Source organism: Pseudophaeobacter arcticus DSM 23566 (genome assembly GCF_000473205.1).
In the GTDB taxonomy this organism is placed as follows: Bacteria; Pseudomonadota; Alphaproteobacteria; order Rhodobacterales; family Rhodobacteraceae; genus Pseudophaeobacter; species Pseudophaeobacter arcticus.
On record NZ_KI421507.1, the window covers coordinates 1,021,760 to 1,037,587 of the forward strand.

At 60.8% G+C, this 15,828-nt stretch carries 14 protein-coding genes; 8 read left to right on the forward strand and 6 right to left on the reverse strand.

Annotated features, from left to right (window positions below; all coding sequences use genetic code 11):
- Positions 1–6: 6 nt before the first annotated feature.
- Positions 7–1,017 (reverse strand): GTP 3',8-cyclase MoaA, encoded by a 1,011-nt coding sequence (moaA, locus tag ARCT_RS0108755; protein ID WP_027239730.1) that lies wholly within the window; start codon positions 1,015–1,017, stop codon positions 7–9.
- 92 nt (positions 1,018–1,109) lie between these two features.
- Here moaA and ARCT_RS0108760 point away from each other — a divergent pair, with 92 nt between their 5' ends.
- On the forward strand, positions 1,110–1,610 hold the full coding sequence (locus ARCT_RS0108760; protein ID WP_027239731.1) for a hypothetical protein: 501 nt from the start codon (positions 1,110–1,112) through the stop codon (positions 1,608–1,610).
- A 2-nt stretch (positions 1,611–1,612) separates the two neighbouring features.
- Here ARCT_RS0108760 and ARCT_RS25720 read toward each other — a convergent pair whose 3' ends face one another.
- The 3 genes from ARCT_RS25720 to glmU are packed head-to-tail and all read right to left on the reverse strand — an operon-like array spanning position 1,613 to position 5,575.
- Positions 1,613–2,392 (reverse strand): DNA alkylation repair protein, encoded by a 780-nt coding sequence (locus ARCT_RS25720; protein WP_084300799.1) that lies wholly within the window; start codon positions 2,390–2,392, stop codon positions 1,613–1,615.
- 4 nt (positions 2,393–2,396) lie between these two features.
- Positions 2,397–4,220: a glutamine--fructose-6-phosphate transaminase (isomerizing) gene (glmS, locus tag ARCT_RS0108770; RefSeq protein WP_027239732.1), complete on the reverse strand. Its 1,824-nt coding sequence runs from the start codon at positions 4,218–4,220 to the stop codon at positions 2,397–2,399.
- Positions 4,220–5,575: a bifunctional UDP-N-acetylglucosamine diphosphorylase/glucosamine-1-phosphate N-acetyltransferase GlmU gene (glmU, locus tag ARCT_RS0108775; RefSeq protein ID WP_027239733.1), complete on the reverse strand. Its 1,356-nt coding sequence runs from the start codon at positions 5,573–5,575 to the stop codon at positions 4,220–4,222. Before glmU ends, glmS begins: the two co-directional genes overlap by 1 nt.
- Positions 5,576–5,704: 129 nt before the next feature.
- Between glmU and ARCT_RS0108780 the strand changes: the two genes are divergently transcribed.
- Entirely contained in the window at positions 5,705–6,367 is a 663-nt protein-coding gene (locus tag ARCT_RS0108780; protein WP_027239734.1) for an HAD-IA family hydrolase, read from the forward strand.
- An 80-nt stretch (positions 6,368–6,447) separates the two neighbouring features.
- A complete protein-coding gene (locus ARCT_RS0108785) occupies positions 6,448–7,656 on the forward strand; it encodes a DegT/DnrJ/EryC1/StrS family aminotransferase (RefSeq protein WP_027239735.1) in 1,209 nt (402 codons plus the stop codon).
- Between the two features lie 35 nt (positions 7,657–7,691).
- On the opposite strand, the gene ARCT_RS28225 is transcribed toward ARCT_RS0108785, so the two are convergent.
- Entirely contained in the window at positions 7,692–7,844 is a 153-nt protein-coding gene (locus ARCT_RS28225) for a hypothetical protein (RefSeq protein ID WP_161631309.1), read from the reverse strand.
- 248 nt (positions 7,845–8,092) lie between these two features.
- Between ARCT_RS28225 and ARCT_RS0108795 the strand changes: the two genes are divergently transcribed.
- Entirely contained in the window at positions 8,093–9,253 is a 1,161-nt protein-coding gene (locus ARCT_RS0108795; RefSeq protein ID WP_027239736.1) for an isovaleryl-CoA dehydrogenase, read from the forward strand.
- 101 nt (positions 9,254–9,354) lie between these two features.
- On the opposite strand, the gene ARCT_RS0108800 is transcribed toward ARCT_RS0108795, so the two are convergent.
- Positions 9,355–9,957: an OmpW/AlkL family protein gene (locus ARCT_RS0108800; protein ID WP_027239737.1), complete on the reverse strand. Its 603-nt coding sequence runs from the start codon at positions 9,955–9,957 to the stop codon at positions 9,355–9,357.
- 146 nt (positions 9,958–10,103) lie between these two features.
- Between ARCT_RS0108800 and ARCT_RS0108805 the strand changes: the two genes are divergently transcribed.
- From ARCT_RS0108805 to ARCT_RS0108820, 4 genes are all read left to right on the forward strand, one after another.
- The gene (locus tag ARCT_RS0108805) at positions 10,104–11,657 is read left to right on the forward strand and encodes an AMP-binding protein (protein ID WP_051360625.1); all 1,554 of its coding nucleotides are present in this window, start codon (positions 10,104–10,106) and stop codon (positions 11,655–11,657) included.
- A complete protein-coding gene (locus ARCT_RS0108810; RefSeq protein ID WP_027239739.1) occupies positions 11,654–12,103 on the forward strand; it encodes a hypothetical protein in 450 nt (149 codons plus the stop codon). Before ARCT_RS0108805 ends, ARCT_RS0108810 begins: the two co-directional genes overlap by 4 nt.
- A gap of 13 nt (positions 12,104–12,116) precedes the next feature.
- A complete protein-coding gene (locus ARCT_RS0108815) occupies positions 12,117–13,721 on the forward strand; it encodes a carboxyl transferase domain-containing protein (protein WP_027239740.1) in 1,605 nt (534 codons plus the stop codon).
- A gap of 86 nt (positions 13,722–13,807) precedes the next feature.
- Positions 13,808–15,751, forward strand: coding sequence for an acetyl/propionyl/methylcrotonyl-CoA carboxylase subunit alpha (locus ARCT_RS0108820; protein ID WP_027239741.1), 1,944 nt, complete (start codon positions 13,808–13,810; stop codon positions 15,749–15,751).
- Positions 15,752–15,828 lie beyond the last annotated feature (77 nt).

The window sequence follows — 15,828 nt, forward strand, 5'->3', positions numbered from 1 at the left end:
TTTCGCTTAACCGCCGGTGTGGCTCATGTGGCGGGTGATTGTACCGCCAACCTGTTGCCGGGAGTAGTCAAAATCATGGCCTTTGGGTTTGTCCCCAATGGCGGCGCGGATGGCCTGTTCCAGCAGTTCGGTGCCGTCCTGGCTGGCGCGCAGCGGCGCGCGCAGATCGGCAGAGCCTTCCTGGCCAAGGCAGGTATAGATCTCGCCGGTGCAGGTGACGCGCACCCGGTTGCAGCTTTCGCAGAAATTATGGCTGAGAGGCGTGATAAAACCAACCTTCTGGCCAGTCTCTTCCAGCCGCACATAGCGCGCCGGACCGCCGGTGCGTTCGGTCAGATCGGTGACGCCATAGTGGTTTTCATACGCGGCCCGCACGTCTTTGAGGGACCAGAACTGGCCGATGCGGTTTTCGTCTCCCATGTCTTCCCCCATGGGCATGACTTCGATCCAGGTGAGGTCAAGATCGCGCTCGGCGCACCAGCGGGTGATGCTGGGCAGTTCAACCTCGTTGAAGCCTTTCAGGGCGACGGCATTGATCTTGACCCGCAGCCCGGCCTTTTGTGCCGCATCAATGCCCCGCAGAACCTGCGGCAGCCGACCCCAGCGGGTAACGCGGGCAAATTTGTCTTCGTCCAGAGTATCGAGTGAAATATTCACCCGGCGCACCCCGGCTGCAAACAGCGCGTCGGCGTATTTTTCCAGCTGCGAGCCATTGGTGGTCAGGGTCAGCTCCTTGAGAGCGCCGCTGTCCAGATGCCGGGTCATGCTTTCAAAGAAGGTCATGATACCCCGGCGCACCAGTGGTTCGCCACCGGTGATGCGCAGCTTCTGCACTCCCATCTTGATAAAGCTGGTGCACAACAGATCCAGTTCTTCCAGGGTGAGCAGCTCTTTCTTGGGCAGAAAGGTCATGTGTTCCGACATGCAGTACACACAGCGGAAATCGCACCTGTCGGTGACCGAAACGCGCAGATAGGTGATGGCGCGGGCGAAAGGATCAATCAATGGAGCATTCATAGGTCCATAGCTAAGGCGCTGTCCCGCCTAGGGCAAGTATAGACTGCGTTTTGGTGCTGGCATTAGGCCCGGCTCAAAGCTAGGATTGGCTCATGAAACAGATGATATTTGTCTTGGCACCCTTGGTGTTTTTGAGTGGTTGCAACACCTTGCAATGGAATTCCGATATTCTCGGAGGGGCGTCTGGTGGGGCGGTGCAGGCATCGCAAAGCGATCCCGGCACGCCTTTGTCGGCCATTCCAAGCGATGCAAGCCTGCAAGAGGGCGCAATTGTGCAAGACCCTGCTGCTGTCAGTGCGACAGACCTGGCCGCAAGTTCTGGCGGTGCGCCTATTTCTGCGCGGTTCCAGGGGCGGGCGCAGACAGTGGCCTCTTTGGGGGATCCTGCGATTCCCGGCCTGTGGATGGAGACATCCCTGGTGACCACCGAACAGATTGCCCGGTTGCGCAGCGCCAATGGCAAGCAGGTCATTGTTACGCTGAAACCTGCAACCGGAGGCGGCTCTGGTGGGAGGCTGTCGATCAGCGCCATGCGCGCACTTGGCGCGCCGCTGACCGAACTGGTTGAGATCGAGGTGCTGCCAGCAGGCTGAGCTCAGGAGCTCGGCGCGCTGGTGTCTGCACCGTCGGAGGTTTCGACCTCTGCCGCATCCATCGGGTCAACCACTGGGGTCACCAGATCTGGATAGTCGATGGGGTCTTTCAGGTATTTGGCCGCTTCTTTGCGGGCAAAGGGCTTCATCGCGGCCCCGTTTGCAATCAGAAATGCCCGGCTGGCGGCCGCGTCATGTTTGCTCAGGTCGCGGACCCACCAGGCAATGGCCTTTTGCAGGAACCAGTTGCGATCCGGCACATAGGAGGCCGCCCAGCCCAAGATTCGGTCGCGTCGGGCCTGATCTTCGGGTTTGAGGTTGTTCAGCTTGGCCCAGGGCAGGCAGGCCACCAGGGCGGCGCGCCGGCTCCACATGTTTTCAGCCGTGGTCCAGGCCTCGACCTCATCCAGCCGCGAGGGATCGGCGGTCAGCCGTTTCTGCATCGCCATGCAGGCGTGATCGGCAATCGCCCAGCTGTCAAAATCAGGCAGCCAGCTTTGCAGCAATTCCCAGACGGCGGTATCGTCTTTGATGCGCGCCTGGGTCAGCAGCTTGGCGGCGGCAAGGCGGGCTTCAAACACATCGGTTTTCCACAGCTCATCCGCCAGGGTGACGCGCTCTTCCAGCGTCAACGACTGGCGCCAGCCCTTGGTGATGTCATTGATCGCCGTATTGGGGATGCCCAGGACGATGCGCTTTTGTTTGTGGTAGCTCACCATCTGTTCGGCGCGCCCAGGTTCAAAGGCGGCGTTTAACTCGTTCAGGGCATCTTCAAGGGTCATCAGGTCACTCCACCGTAACGGATTTGGCTAGATTGCGCGGCTGATCCACATCGGTGCCTTTGGCAACCGCTGTGTGATAGGCCAGCATCTGGGCTGGCAGCGCATAAAGGATGGGCGTCAGGCTATCGTGCACCTGTGGCATCTGGATGGTTTCCCAGGTGCCTTCTCCGCCCTCCTTAAGCCCAGCCGCATCCGAGATCAACAGAACCTTGCCCTTGCGGGCCATGACCTCCTGCATATTGGAGACCGATTTGTCAAAAAGCCCGTCCTTTGGTGCCATGACCACCACTGGCATCTGCTTGTCGATCAGCGCAATCGGGCCGTGCTTCAGCTCACCCGAGGCATAGGCCTCGGCGTGGATGTAGCTGATTTCCTTGAGTTTCAATGCACCTTCCAGCGCCAGCGGGAACATCAGGCCACGGCCCAGGAACAACACGTCGCGGGCTTCGCTCAGCTTTTGTGCCGCCTGGCGGATGGTGTCATTCTGTTCCAGCCCGGCCGCCAGCACATTGGGCAGGCCGCGCAGGGCAGAGATATGTGCCTGCAGATCCTCAGCCGAGATTTCGCCGCGATCCGTTGCCGCCTTGAGTGCCAGCATCAGCAGAACGCTCAGCTGGCAGGTAAAGGCCTTGGTCGAGGCCACGCCGATCTCAACACCTGCATGAATGGGCAGGGCCAGATCGCTTTCGCGCGCGATTGAGCTTTCGGGCACATTGACCACTGACAGGATCTTGTCCGCCTTGCCCTCGCAGTAGCGCAGCGCGGCCAGGGTGTCTGCGGTTTCACCGGATTGCGAGACAAACAGCGCTGCGGTCCTGCTGGAAATGGGGGGCTCACGGTAGCGGAACTCCGAAGCGATATCGACCTCGACCGGTAGACGCGCGATCTGCTCAAACCAGTATTTGGCAGTCAGGCAGGCATAAAAGGCGGTGCCGCAGGCAACCATGGTCAGCCGCTCGATCTGCGAGAAATCAATGCCGTCTCCGGGCAGATGCACGGCGTCTTCACCCACTGGCAGATAGTGGCGGATGGCTTCGGCAATCACGGTGGGCTGTTCGGCGATCTCTTTGGCCATATAGTGCTTGTGACCCGCCTTATCGACCTGCGAGGCGTCGATCTGGATGGTTTTCATGGGGCGATTGGCCAGGGCGCCTTTGGCATCGCGGATCTCGATGCTGTTGCGGGTCAGATAGACCCGGTCGCCCTCGTCCAGATAGGTGACGCGATCGGTGAGCGGCGCCAGGGCAATGGCGTCACTGCCGACAAACATCTCTCCATCGCCATGGCCCACGGCCAGGGGCGAGCCTTTGCGGGCGGCAACCATCAGGTCGTCTTCGCCATCAAACAAAAAGGCCAGCGCAAAGGCGCCTTCCAGCCGGTCCAGGGTCTTGTTGGCGGCCTCAATCGGCGACAGCCCCTCGGAGAGATAGCGCTGGGTCAGCAGGGCCACGGTTTCAGTGTCGGTCTCGGTCTGAAACTCGATGCCACAGCCCGCCAGATCTGTGCGCAGCTCACGGTAGTTTTCAATGATGCCATTGTGCACAACCGCCACCGCCCCGGCCTGGTGCGGGTGGGCATTGCTGACCGAGGGCACCCCGTGGGTGGCCCATCGGGTGTGACCGATGCCTGATTTGCCCGGCAGAGGCTCATGTACCAAGAGGTCGTTCAGGTTGACCAGCTTGCCCAGGGCACGCCGTCGCGCCAGTTTGCCATCGTTCACGGTGGCGATGCCAGCGCTGTCATAGCCGCGATATTCCAGCCGCTTCAGTGCTTCGACCAGGATGGGAGCCGCTTCGTGTTTACCAAGAACGCCAACGATACCGCACATTACTCAGATCCTTTTGTCAGCCGGGCCTTTTTGGCGCGCAGCATGTCCATGATTTTCTCGGCGTAGCCTGTCTTGTTTTCCTGCCGGGTGCGGGAAATGGCCAGATCGCCATGGTCTACATCCTTGGTCACCACGGTGCCGGAGGCGGTCATGGTTTCATGGCCCAGGGTCACAGGCGCCACCAGCAGGGTGTTGGAGCCGATAAAGGCGCGGGCGCCAATCTGGGTGCGGTGTTTCATCACCCCGTCATAGTTGCAGGTGATGGTGCCGGCGCCAATGTTGGTCTCTTTGCCAATAGAAGCATCGCCGATATAGCTCAGATGGTTGACCTTGGCGCCTTCGGCGATCTCGGCGTTTTTGATTTCGACAAAATTGCCAATGTGGGTGTTTTCCGCCAGTTCCGCGCCGGGGCGCAGGCGGGCATAGGGGCCGACCTTGGCGCCGCGGCTGACATGGCAGCCTTCCAGATGCGAAAAGGCGCGGATCAGCGCGCCGCTTTCCACGGTGACACCGGGGCCAAAGACCACATTGGGTTCGATCACCGTGTCGCGGCCAATCACCGTGTCAAAGGCCAGATAAACCGTCTCGGGGGCCATCAGGGTGACACCCAGGTCCAGCAATTCCGCGCGGGCTTTGGCCTGAAAAACCGCATCCGCAGCGGCCAGATCAGCGCGCGAGTTCACCCCCAGGGTTTCGCTTTCATCGCAGGCAATGGCGGTGACAGAGCGCCCCTGGGCGCGGGCAAGTTCCACCAGATCGGTGAGATAATATTCACCCGAGGCGTTTTTGTTGCCAATCCTGGCCAGAAGGTCAAACATCAGATCCGCATCACAGGCCATCAGGCCCGAGTTGCAGAAATCCACAGTGCGTTCTGCCTCAGAAGCGTCCTTGAACTCGACAATGCGTTCCAGACTGTCGCCCTGCATCAGCAAGCGGCCATAACGCGCCGGGTCTGCGGCGTGAAACCCCAGAACCACCAGATCCGCCTGCGCTCGCGCGGCCACCATGCGTTCCAGTGTGTCGGCGCTGACAAAGGGCGTATCGCCATAAAGCACCACAACATCGCCGCTGAAGCCTGTCAGCGCGGCGCGGGCCTGATCCACCGCATGTGCGGTGCCTAGCTGCTCTTCTTGCAAAACCACCTCGGCAGTTTCGTCAATCTCAGCCACGGCGGCGCGAACGGCCTCGGCCTCGTGGCCGGCAACGACAATCACCCGCTCGGGATCCAGCGCGCGACCTGCTGCAAGGGCGTGCTCCAGCATCGAGCCCTGGGCAATAGGGTGCAATACCTTGGGGATGTCTGAATTCATTCGGGTGCCTTTGCCTGCGGCAAGGACGACAAGGGCAGTGCTCATTATCAGTTTTCTCTTTGACTTTTCGGTTCCCGTTCTATCCGCTACCAGCAAAGGTGCAAGCCAATCTGCCATCAAAGATGGTTGCGGCTTGCAATAAATGGCAGCGAAAACACGCCGAGCGGGGGCAATATGCGAACAGTTATCTTTGATCTGGATGGGACACTGGCGGATACATCCGGCGACCTTTTGGCGGCGGCCAATGCCTGTTTTCGCCACATGGGGCTGGGCGATATCCTGACCCAGCCTGGTGATGCGGCCACGGCGCTGCGCGGCGGCAAGATGATGCTGACGGCGGGGATGAAACGTGCGGGTATCTATGACGCCCAAAAGGTCGAGGACTATTACCCGGTGCTGCTCGAGGCCTACCGCGACGCGATTGACCACCACAGCTACCTTTATCCCGGCGCCATGGAGGCGGTTGAGGCCCTGAAACAGGCGGGCTACGGCGTTGGTATCTGCACCAATAAACCCGAAGCCCTGGCCGAACAGCTGATGCGCGCGTTGGGGGTGCGGGATAGCTTTGCCTCGCTGGTGGGGGCGGATACGCTGGCGGTGCGAAAACCCGACCCCGAACCGCTGTTTGAGGCGGCGCGCCGGGCGGGTGGCGATCCGGCCAGGACAATTTTGATTGGCGACAGTGACACTGACCGCAGTACCTCGGCCAATGCGGGGGTGCCGTCGGTGCTGGTTACCTTTGGTCCTGCGGGCGGTGATATGGCGGCGCTGAACCCCGAGGCGCTGCTGGACCGCTACGAGGATCTGCCGGGGATCGTTGCCCGCTTGGTCGGCTGATCCCCTGCCACCGGGTTAGGGGCGCTGCATGTGGGATTGTTCCCCTTGACCCTCGGCGGGTGGCGGCTCACAAACGGGCCATGAGCGAGAAATTCACCGGCAGCTTCACCCAGCAAGAAGCACTTCCCGAGGCGGCCATCGAGGCCGCTTTGAACGTCATGCGCCACGGGCGCCTGCATCGCTATAATGTCACTGACGGAGAGCTGGGAGAAACGGCTCTGCTGGAGCAGGAGTTTGCGGCGCAGGTCGGGGCAAAATACTGCCTGGCCGTGGCCTCAGGGGGCTACGCCATGGCCACGGCCCTGCGCGCCATTGGCGTGAAACAGGGCGATCGGGTGCTGACCAACGCCTTTACCCTGGCGCCGGTACCGGGATCCATTGCTGCCGTGGGCGCCGCGCCCGTCTTTGTTGGGGTGACCGAGGAGCTGACCATTGATCTGGAGGATCTGGCGGCCAAGGCAGATCAGGCGCGCGTCCTGATGCTGAGCCATATGCGCGGTCATCTGTGCGACATGGACCGCCTGATGCAGATCTGCGACGCTGCCGGTATCACCGTGATTGAAGATTGTGCCCATACCATGGGGGCGGCCTGGAACGGTGTCGCCTCGGGGCGGGTGGGGGCCGTGGGCTGCTATTCCTGCCAAACCTATAAACATGTGAATTCCGGTGAAGGTGGCCTGTTGATCACCGACGATGCCGAGATCGCGGCCCGCGCCATCATGCTCTCGGGCTCCTATATGCTTTATGAACGCCATCTGGCCGCGCCCGGTCCTGAGGTCTTTGAGCGGGTAAAATACGAGACGCCCAATATCTCCGGCCGCATGGATAACCTGCGCGCCGCAATCCTGCGACCGCAGCTGGCTGATCTTGACCATCAGGTGGCGCGCTGGAATGCCCGCTACCAGGCGATTGAGGTGGGGCTGCGCGACACGCCGGGCCTGAGGCTGGTGGAACGGCCGCAGGCAGAGCGCTATGTTGGCTCGTCCTTTCAGTTTCTGCTGCTGGACTGGAACGCAGAAAGCATCGCCGAAGTGATCAGGCGCTGTGCGCGGCGCGGCGTTGAACTCAAGTGGTTTGGCGGCGCAGAGCCTGCGGGCTTTACCTCGCGCTATGACAGCTGGCGCTATGCCGAGGCGCAAAGCCTGCCCAAAAGCGATCGCATCTTGGCGGGGATCGTGGATATGCGGGTGCCGCTGACCTTTAGCCTAGATGACTGCGCACAGATTGCGCGGATCATCCGGTCTGAGGTCGGGGCCGTCTATCAAGCGCAAGTTGGTGCTGCCAAGTAAGTGCTGCCGGATAGGTGCTGGGCACGTCCGCACTTCTAACCTGCCATCATTGTTGACCGGGCGGGATCAACCGTCATGGAGCGGGTGTTGCGCAGACGCGCATTGATACCGCTCCCCCGATGTTGGCTCAGCGCGGTGCCCCGGTAGATGATATCCTGCTGTCGTTTCAGAAACGGGCCGCGCTCCATGGCTCTCTTGCAAATGTGTTGACCTTTGGGGGCAGGTCGCCGCCGTTTTTCGCAATACCCATATCCCATATCCCATATCTCTTTTGTCGCAGCTGCATCTGGCGTGCGGCTTTGCGCTTTGGCTGTGGTGTCTTGTCCAGTGAGACAAAGACCGGAGGGCGGGGGATTGACCCGAATCGAGATTTGCGGCTAATAAATGAACAGGTGTTCAGATAATGTGACAGATAGCTTGATAAAGGGAGCGGGCAATGTTCAATGCAAGCATGCAATTCGATCTTGGGGATGAGGTAAATGCACTGCGTGACATGGTGCATCGCTGGGCGCAGGATCGTGTCAAACCGATGGCGCAGGATATCGACCAGAAGAACGAATTCCCAGCAGAGCTTTGGACCGAAATGGGTGAGCTTGGCTTGTTGGGCATCACCGTGCCGGAAGAGTTCGGCGGTGCGGGTATGTCCTACCTGGCCCATACGGTAGCGGTTGAGGAAGTCGCGCGGGCCAGTGCCTCGGTGTCGCTGTCTTATGGCGCCCATTCCAACCTCTGCGTCAATCAGATCAAGCTGAACGCCACGGATGAGCAGAAAAAGAAATACCTGCCGGGTCTGGTCTCTGGTCAGCATGTCGGCGCGCTGGCGATGTCCGAAGCAGGCGCAGGGTCTGATGTTGTCTCGATGTCGTTGCGGGCGGAAAAGCGCAATGATCACTACCGTCTGAACGGCAATAAATACTGGATCACCAATGGCCCGGACGCCGACACGCTGGTGGTCTATGCCAAGACCGACCCGGATGCGGGCTCCAAGGGCATTACCGCCTTTATCATCGAAAAGGATTTCAAAGGCTTCTCCACCTCGCCGCATTTTGACAAGCTGGGGATGCGGGGCTCCAACACCGCCGAGCTGATCTTTGACGACTGCGAAGTGCCCTTTGAAAACGTGCTGGGCGAAGAGGGCCGGGGCGTCAAGGTCTTGATGTCTGGTCTGGACTATGAACGCGTGGTTCTGGCGGGTATCGGCACCGGCATCATGGCCGCCTGTATGGATGAGATGATGCCCTACCTGGCAGAGCGCAAACAGTTTGGTCAGCCCATTGGGAACTTCCAGCTGATGCAGGCCAAGATCGCCGATATGTACACCGCGATGAATTCGGCCCGTGCCTATATCTACGAGGTCGCCAAGGCCTGCGACAAGGGCACCGTGACCCGCCAGGACGCGGCCGCCTGCTGCCTTTATGCTTCCGAGCAGGCCATGGTGCAGGCGCATCAGGCGGTGCAGGCGCTGGGCGGGGCAGGCTATCTCTCTGACAATCCTGTGGGCCGGATCTTCCGCGATGCCAAGCTGATGGAAATTGGTGCAGGCACCTCTGAAATCCGCCGCATGCTGATTGGCCGCGAACTGATGGGCACCATGTAAGCCAAACAAAAACCCCACCTGTCCGAGGGAGGCCAGGTGGGGTTTTGCAAAACGGGTTGGCAGGCCCGCGGGGGCCCGCCGAGAGATATCAGATCAAAGGATCAGAACCTGTGAACGTAGCTGACACCAATGGTGACCGGATCGATTTCGGCCTTGCCGATCGAGGCGCCGTTCAGGAATGCATCGGACTCGATGTCCATGTAGCGCACGTTCAGGCGCAGAGCGCCATTGTCGGAAACCTGCCAATCGGCGCCGGCCTGCAGTGCAAAACCCCAGCTGTCCTTCAGTTCCAGCACACCAAGAGCGGACTGCTCTTCAAAGAAGGTGGTGTAGTTGATACCGGCCCCGACAAAGGGTTTGATCTTACCCTTGGTGGGGAAGTGGTAGTTGACCGACAGGGTGGGCGGCAGCTGTTTGGAGGTGCCGGCAAAGGCGCCACCGATGCTGATGTCGTGCTCAAACGGAGTGGCCGCCAGCAGTTCGATACCGATGTTGTCGCGGATGAAGTACTCTGCAGTCAAAGAGATCTGAGTGTCGTCGGTCAATGTTGCTGGGGCGCCAGCCAAGGTGCCGTTGTCGGACTTGGGGTTGACGTTGATGACACCAACACCAAAGGTCCAATCGCCTTGCGATTGAGCAAAGGCGGGCGCAGCCAGAACAGTACAGGCTGTTGCCAAGGCCAGGATGGAAGCGGAGCGTTTCATGGGGAGAGTCCCTTTTCTTATATTTGCTCCGTCTATCTGCGCTCAGAATCAACAACACGCTCTGATCTGGATCAAGGGGACGGTCGCTTTCCCTTTGAGAATGCAGGGAGAACCAGCATAGCTGCTATGCATTATAGGAATGCCGCATGACGGAAAATGCTTTTGCACAGGCCGTAAATGGACTGGCCGTAGATGGATTGGCCGCGGATGGCTCTTGGCTTTTGCCGGACCAGTTGAACATGGCGGCACAGGCCATGGCGCATGAGCCTGAAACCCTGGCGCTGATTGATCTCACCGGGGCTGAGCGCCGTGACATCAATCACGGGGAACTGGCCGAGATGGTCGATGGGCTGGCGCGCTACCTGCTGACCCGCATCCAGCCCGGTGACCGGGTTGGCGTTTTGTTGAGCCAGTCACCCTGGTGCGCCGCCGCGCATCTGGCCGTCTGGAAACTGGGCGCTATTTCGGTGCCGCTTTTCAAACTGTTCAAGCGCGACGCGCTGGCCTCGCGGGCCGGGGATGCCGGGGTTTCCTTTGTGCTGACAGATCCCGAAGGTGCGGGCCTGCTGGGGGATCTGGCCGAAGCGGTGATGGTGGATCAGGTTTCCCTGCCGGGAGAGGTGGTTCCCTTTGCGCAGACCAGTCCGGACACCCCGGCCATTTTGATTTATACCTCCGGTACCACTGGCAGCCCCAAAGGCGCGCTGCATGGGCATCGGGTGCTGACGGGGCATCTACCCGGTGTGGCGATCAGCCACGATCATTTGGGCCAGGCCAAAGATTGCCTTTGGACCCCGGCGGACTGGGCCTGGATTGGCGGGCTGTTTGACGTCTTGATGCCGGGGCTGGCCCTGGGCGTGCCGGTTGTGGCTGCCCGGCTTGACAAGTTCACCCCAGAGGCCTGCGCCGATCTGGTGCGGCGCGGAGAGGTGCGCAATGTGTTCTTTCCCCCCACAGCTTTGCGTATGTTGAAAGCGGCGGGGCAGGGGCTCGACGGCCTGCGCTCGGTTGCGTCGGGTGGAGAGCCCCTGGGCGCTGAGATGCTCGCTTGGGGCCAGTCGAGCTTTGGCGTGACCATCAATGAGTTCTACGGCCAGACCGAATGTAACATGGTGGCCTCCTCCTGTGGTGTCGACTACCCGCCGCGTCCCGGCTGCATCGGCAAGGCCGTGCCGGGGCATGAACTGGCGGTGATCGATTCTGAGGGCAAACCAACCAGCGCAGAAGGCGATGTCGCTGTGCGGCGCGGCTCTGCCTCGATGATGCTGGAATATTGGAACCGGCCCGATGAGACAGCCGCGAAGTTTCACGGCGACTGGCTGATCACGGGTGATCGCGGTATTTGGGAGGGCGACTTCCTGCGCTTTGTCGGCCGCGAAGATGACGTGATCACGTCTTCAGGCTATCGCATCGGCCCTGCCGAGATCGAAGACTGCCTGATGACCCACCCCAGCGTCGCCACCGTGGGCGTTGTCGGCAAGCCTGACCCGATGCGCACCGAGATCGTCAAGGCCTATGTGGTGCTGAAAGATGGCGCCGAGGCCAGCGAAAAAGAACTGCAGGACTACGTGAAGCACCGCCTGGCCCATTATTCTTACCCTCGCGAGATCACATTTCTGGAGGCCCTGCCGATGACCGTGACCGGTAAGGTGATCCGCAAGGAGCTGAAAGCCCGCGCCGCGCAGGAGCTCACGTCGTGAAGGTCGTTCAGAGCATCACGGCTGCTTTCATCGCCTCCCTGGTGCTGCCTGCCCCAATGCTGCAGGCGCAGCCCGGGCAAGAGGCTATGTTTGACAGCCACGGCTATCTAACCGCTTGCAGCAGCCGGGTCTCAAAGGGGGCGATGTTGATTCCGATGCTTCGGCTCTGCGTGTCGAGCGCAATCAAGCTTTGCAACCTCAGCCTTGGCCCGCAGCGGCTGGGGGGCTGCATGGCCAGTACCGCCCTTTGGCTGGAACACGACAGCAAGCGCATCGCGCAGGAATACCCCAGTGCTCTGAATGAGCAGGAGGAACCACAAATTGAATGTTCCGACCCTCAGGTCGTTGACCTGACTTCCACCCAGATCTGCGCCTTTCAAATGGCGTTGTTGAAATGGTTCAAACTCCGCGTGGTTGAACTCGACCAGAGACCCCGCACCAGGTGATAAGGACGCAGACATGAAACTCAAATCCAAGGCAATGCCTTCCTCCGAAGCCTTCAAGGCCAACCGTGCCGCGCATCTTGAGGCGCTGAGCCAGATCGCCGATGCGGCCGAAGCCGCCCGCCTGGGCGGCGGGGAGAAATCCCGGGCCCGCCATGAAAGCCGCGGCAAGATGCTGCCACGGCGCCGGGTGGCAAACCTGCTGGATCCGGGCTCGCCCTTTCTGGAAATCGGTGCGACAGCGGCCCACAACATGTATGACAATGCAGCCCCTGCCGCAGGCGTGATCGCGGGTATTGGCCGGGTCCACGGCCAAGAGGTCATGGTGGTCTGCAATGACGCCACCGTAAAGGGCGGCACCTATTTCCCGATGACGGTGAAGAAACATCTGCGGGCGCAGGAAATTGCCGAGGAAAACCGCCTTCCTTGTATCTACCTGGTGGACTCGGGCGGCGCCAACCTGCCGCAACAGGATGAGGTCTTCCCGGACCGCGACCACTTTGGCCGCATCTTTTACAATCAGGCACGCATGTCCTCAAAGGGCATTCCGCAAATCGCCGTGGTCATGGGCTCCTGCACCGCCGGTGGCGCCTATGTGCCCGCGATGTCTGACGTGACCATTATCGTCAAGGAGCAGGGGACTATCTTTCTGGCCGGCCCGCCGCTGGTCAAGGCCGCCACCGGCGAGGTGGTCTCGGCTGAGGAACTCGGCGGCGGAGATGTGCATACGCGGCTCTCTGGCGTGGCGGATTACCTGGCCGAAGATGACGCCCACGCCCTGGCCCTGGCGCGCCGCGCCGTGCAGTCGCTCAATATCATCAAACCGCAAACGGTGAACTGGGCCTCCCCCGAAGAGCCCGCCTATGACCCCGAAGAAATCCTTGGCGTGGTTCCTGGCGATCTGCGCACGCCCTACGATATCCGCGAAGTCATCGCGCGTCTGGTGGATGGCTCGCGCTTTGACGAGTTCAAACCGCGCTACGGGGAAACTCTGGTGACCGGTTTTGCCCATGTCAAAGGCTGTCCTGTGGGGATCATCGCCAACAATGGCGTCTTGTTTTCCGAGGCGGCCCAGAAAGGCGCGCATTTTGTCGAGCTCTGCTCGCAGCGCAAAATCCCGCTGGTGTTCTTGCAAAACATCACCGGCTTCATGGTGGGGCGCAAATATGAAAACGAAGGCATCGCCCGCCACGGTGCCAAGATGGTCACGGCCGTGGCCTCTACCAATGTGCCCAAGGTCACCATGCTGGTGGGCGGCTCCTTTGGCGCGGGCAACTATGGCATGGCAGGTCGGGCCTATCAGCCCCGCTTCCTGTGGACCTGGCCCAATTCCCGCATCTCGGTGATGGGGGGCGAACAGGCTGCAGGCGTGTTGGCCACAGTAAAGCGCGACGCCATCGAACGGCAGGGCGGCAGCTGGTCGGCGTCAGACGAAGCCCAGTTCAAACAGCCCACCATTGATATGTTCGAAGAACAAAGCCACCCGCTCTATGCCGCAGCACGGCTCTGGGACGATGGCATCATCGACCCGCGCAAAAGCCGCGATGTGTTGGCCCTGTCGCTGAGTGCCGCGCTCAATGCAGAAATCGATGAAACCCGCTTTGGCGTCTTCCGCATGTAAATACCTGTCATTCATCTTGCCAAAAATACCTCGGGGGTCCGGGGGCAGAGCCCTCGGTCCGACGTTGCAGACAAAGGACCATCCCCATGTTCAATAAAATTCTGATTGCCAATCGCGGTGAAATTGCCTGCCGCGTGATAGAAACCGCCCGTTCCCTTGGGGTCAAAACCGTGGCCGTCTACTCCGATGCGGATCGCGCCGCCAAACACGTGGCCATGGCAGATGAAGCCTGTCACATCGGCCATGGCCCGGCGCCGGCCGACAGCTATCTGTTGGGCGACGAGATCATTGCGCAGGCCCAGGCGATGGGGGCCCAGGCGATCCACCCGGGCTATGGCTTCCTGTCGGAAAACCCAAATTTTGTGGAGGCCGTCGAGGCGGCCGGGCTGACCTTTATTGGCCCCTCGGCAGATGCGATCCGCAAAATGGGTCTCAAAGATGCTGCCAAGGTGTTGATGGAACAGGCTGGCGTGCCGGTGGTCCCCGGCTATCACGGCGCCAATCAGCAGGCTGAATTTCTGCAAGCCGAGGCTGACAAGATCGGCTACCCGGTGCTGATCAAGGCGGTCGCCGGCGGCGGCGGCAAGGGCATGCGCCTGGTGGAGTCCCCGGCTGATTTCGCCGAGGCGCTGGCAAGTGCCCAGGGCGAGGCGACAACCGCCTTTGGCAATCCGGATGTGCTGATCGAAAAATACATCCAGCACCCGCGCCATATTGAAATCCAGGTCTTTGGCGATGGCACCCGGGCGGTACATCTGTTTGAGCGCGACTGCTCGTTGCAGCGTCGCCACCAAAAGGTAATCGAGGAAGCTCCTGCCCCCGGCATGACGGATGAAATGCGCGCGGCCATGGGCGAGGCTGGTGTGCGCGCCGCCGAGGCCATTGGCTACAAGGGGGCTGGCACGGTGGAATTCATCGTTGATGGCTCCGATGGTCTGCGCGCCGATGGCTTCTGGTTCATGGAGATGAACACCCGACTGCAGGTGGAGCATCCGGTATCAGAACTGATCACCGGTGTGGATCTGGTGGAATGGCAGCTGCGCGTGGCAGCAGGCGAGAGCCTGCCCAAGCAGCAGGATGAACTCACCATCACCGGCCATGCCTTTGAAGCGCGGCTTTATGCCGAGGATGTGCCAAAGGGTTTCTTGCCTGCCACCGGCACCCTGACCCATCTCAAGTTCCCCGCCAATTGCCGGGCTGACAGCGGCGTGCGTGCAGGCGATACCATCAGCCCCTGGTACGACCCGATGATTTCCAAGGTGATCGTGCATGGGCCAACCCGTGACATTGCCCTGTCGCGCCTGTCACAGGCGCTGGCCGAAACTGAGGTGGGCGGCACGGTCACCAACCTGGCATTCCTGGGCGCGCTTGCGGCGCATGAAAGCTTTGCCGCAGGGGAGGTCGACACCGGCCTCATTGCGCGGGATCTGGAGCAACTGGTGCAGGTGCCGCAAGTGAAATTTGAACACAAGGCTGCCGCAGGCATGCAGGCTTTGGGCCTGGTGGACATGGATTGGGCGGCGGGCTTTACCCTGTGGTCTGATCTGCGCCGCTCGATACACCTCGGCTATCAGGGGGAAGTCTTTGAAGCCACGGTTGAAGTGGACGGGCCGGACCGCCAGGTCTGGGAGTTCCCGGGACATCCCGAGGATCAGATCTGCGCCAACCGGGTTGGCGGCACTTGGCTATTGGGCGGCGATCCTTTGCCGCCAATGAGCCAGGCGGGCAATTCCATCACTGTCTTTGATGGCTATGGCCAGGTCTTTGAAGTGATCGACCCTCTGGATCGCGATGCCACCGCCGGGGGGGATCTCAATGTCATCGTGGCGCCAATGCCGGGCCTGGTGAAGGCGGTTTTTGCCAAGGCCGGTGATGTGGTGGCAGAGGGCGACCGTCTGGCCATTCTGGAGGCGATGAAGATGGAGCATTCCCTGCTGGCGGCGCGTGATGGCATTGTTGCCGAGGTTCTGGCCGTCGCTGGCGACCAGGTTGAGGCAGGGGCGGCACTGGTGCGTCTGGAAGAGAGCTAGGCCGCATCTGGTGGGGGCTGGGCGCTTTGGGGCGCGGTTTGGATTTTAGGTATTTAGGGTAAGATGAAGGAGGGGCG

Excerpts from the sequence above, each read along its gene's own strand:
- moaA (WP_027239730.1), bottom strand. The coding sequence starts at position 1,017 with ATGAATGCTCCATTGATTGATCCTTTCGCCCGCGCCATCACCTATCTG.
- ARCT_RS0108760 (WP_027239731.1), top strand. The coding sequence starts at position 1,110 with ATGAAACAGATGATATTTGTCTTGGCACCCTTGGTGTTTTTGAGTGGT.
- ARCT_RS25720 (WP_084300799.1), bottom strand. The coding sequence starts at position 2,392 with ATGACCCTTGAAGATGCCCTGAACGAGTTAAACGCCGCCTTTGAACCT.
- glmS (WP_027239732.1), bottom strand. The coding sequence starts at position 4,220 with ATGTGCGGTATCGTTGGCGTTCTTGGTAAACACGAAGCGGCTCCCATC.
- glmU (WP_027239733.1), bottom strand. The coding sequence starts at position 5,575 with ATGAGCACTGCCCTTGTCGTCCTTGCCGCAGGCAAAGGCACCCGAATG.
- ARCT_RS0108780 (WP_027239734.1), top strand. The coding sequence starts at position 5,705 with ATGCGAACAGTTATCTTTGATCTGGATGGGACACTGGCGGATACATCC.
- ARCT_RS0108785 (WP_027239735.1), top strand. The coding sequence starts at position 6,448 with ATGAGCGAGAAATTCACCGGCAGCTTCACCCAGCAAGAAGCACTTCCC.
- ARCT_RS28225 (WP_161631309.1), bottom strand. The coding sequence starts at position 7,844 with ATGGAGCGCGGCCCGTTTCTGAAACGACAGCAGGATATCATCTACCGG.
- ARCT_RS0108795 (WP_027239736.1), top strand. The coding sequence starts at position 8,093 with ATGTTCAATGCAAGCATGCAATTCGATCTTGGGGATGAGGTAAATGCA.
- ARCT_RS0108800 (WP_027239737.1), bottom strand. The coding sequence starts at position 9,957 with ATGAAACGCTCCGCTTCCATCCTGGCCTTGGCAACAGCCTGTACTGTT.
- ARCT_RS0108805 (WP_051360625.1), top strand. The coding sequence starts at position 10,104 with ATGACGGAAAATGCTTTTGCACAGGCCGTAAATGGACTGGCCGTAGAT.
- ARCT_RS0108815 (WP_027239740.1), top strand. The coding sequence starts at position 12,117 with ATGAAACTCAAATCCAAGGCAATGCCTTCCTCCGAAGCCTTCAAGGCC.
- ARCT_RS0108820 (WP_027239741.1), top strand. The coding sequence starts at position 13,808 with ATGTTCAATAAAATTCTGATTGCCAATCGCGGTGAAATTGCCTGCCGC.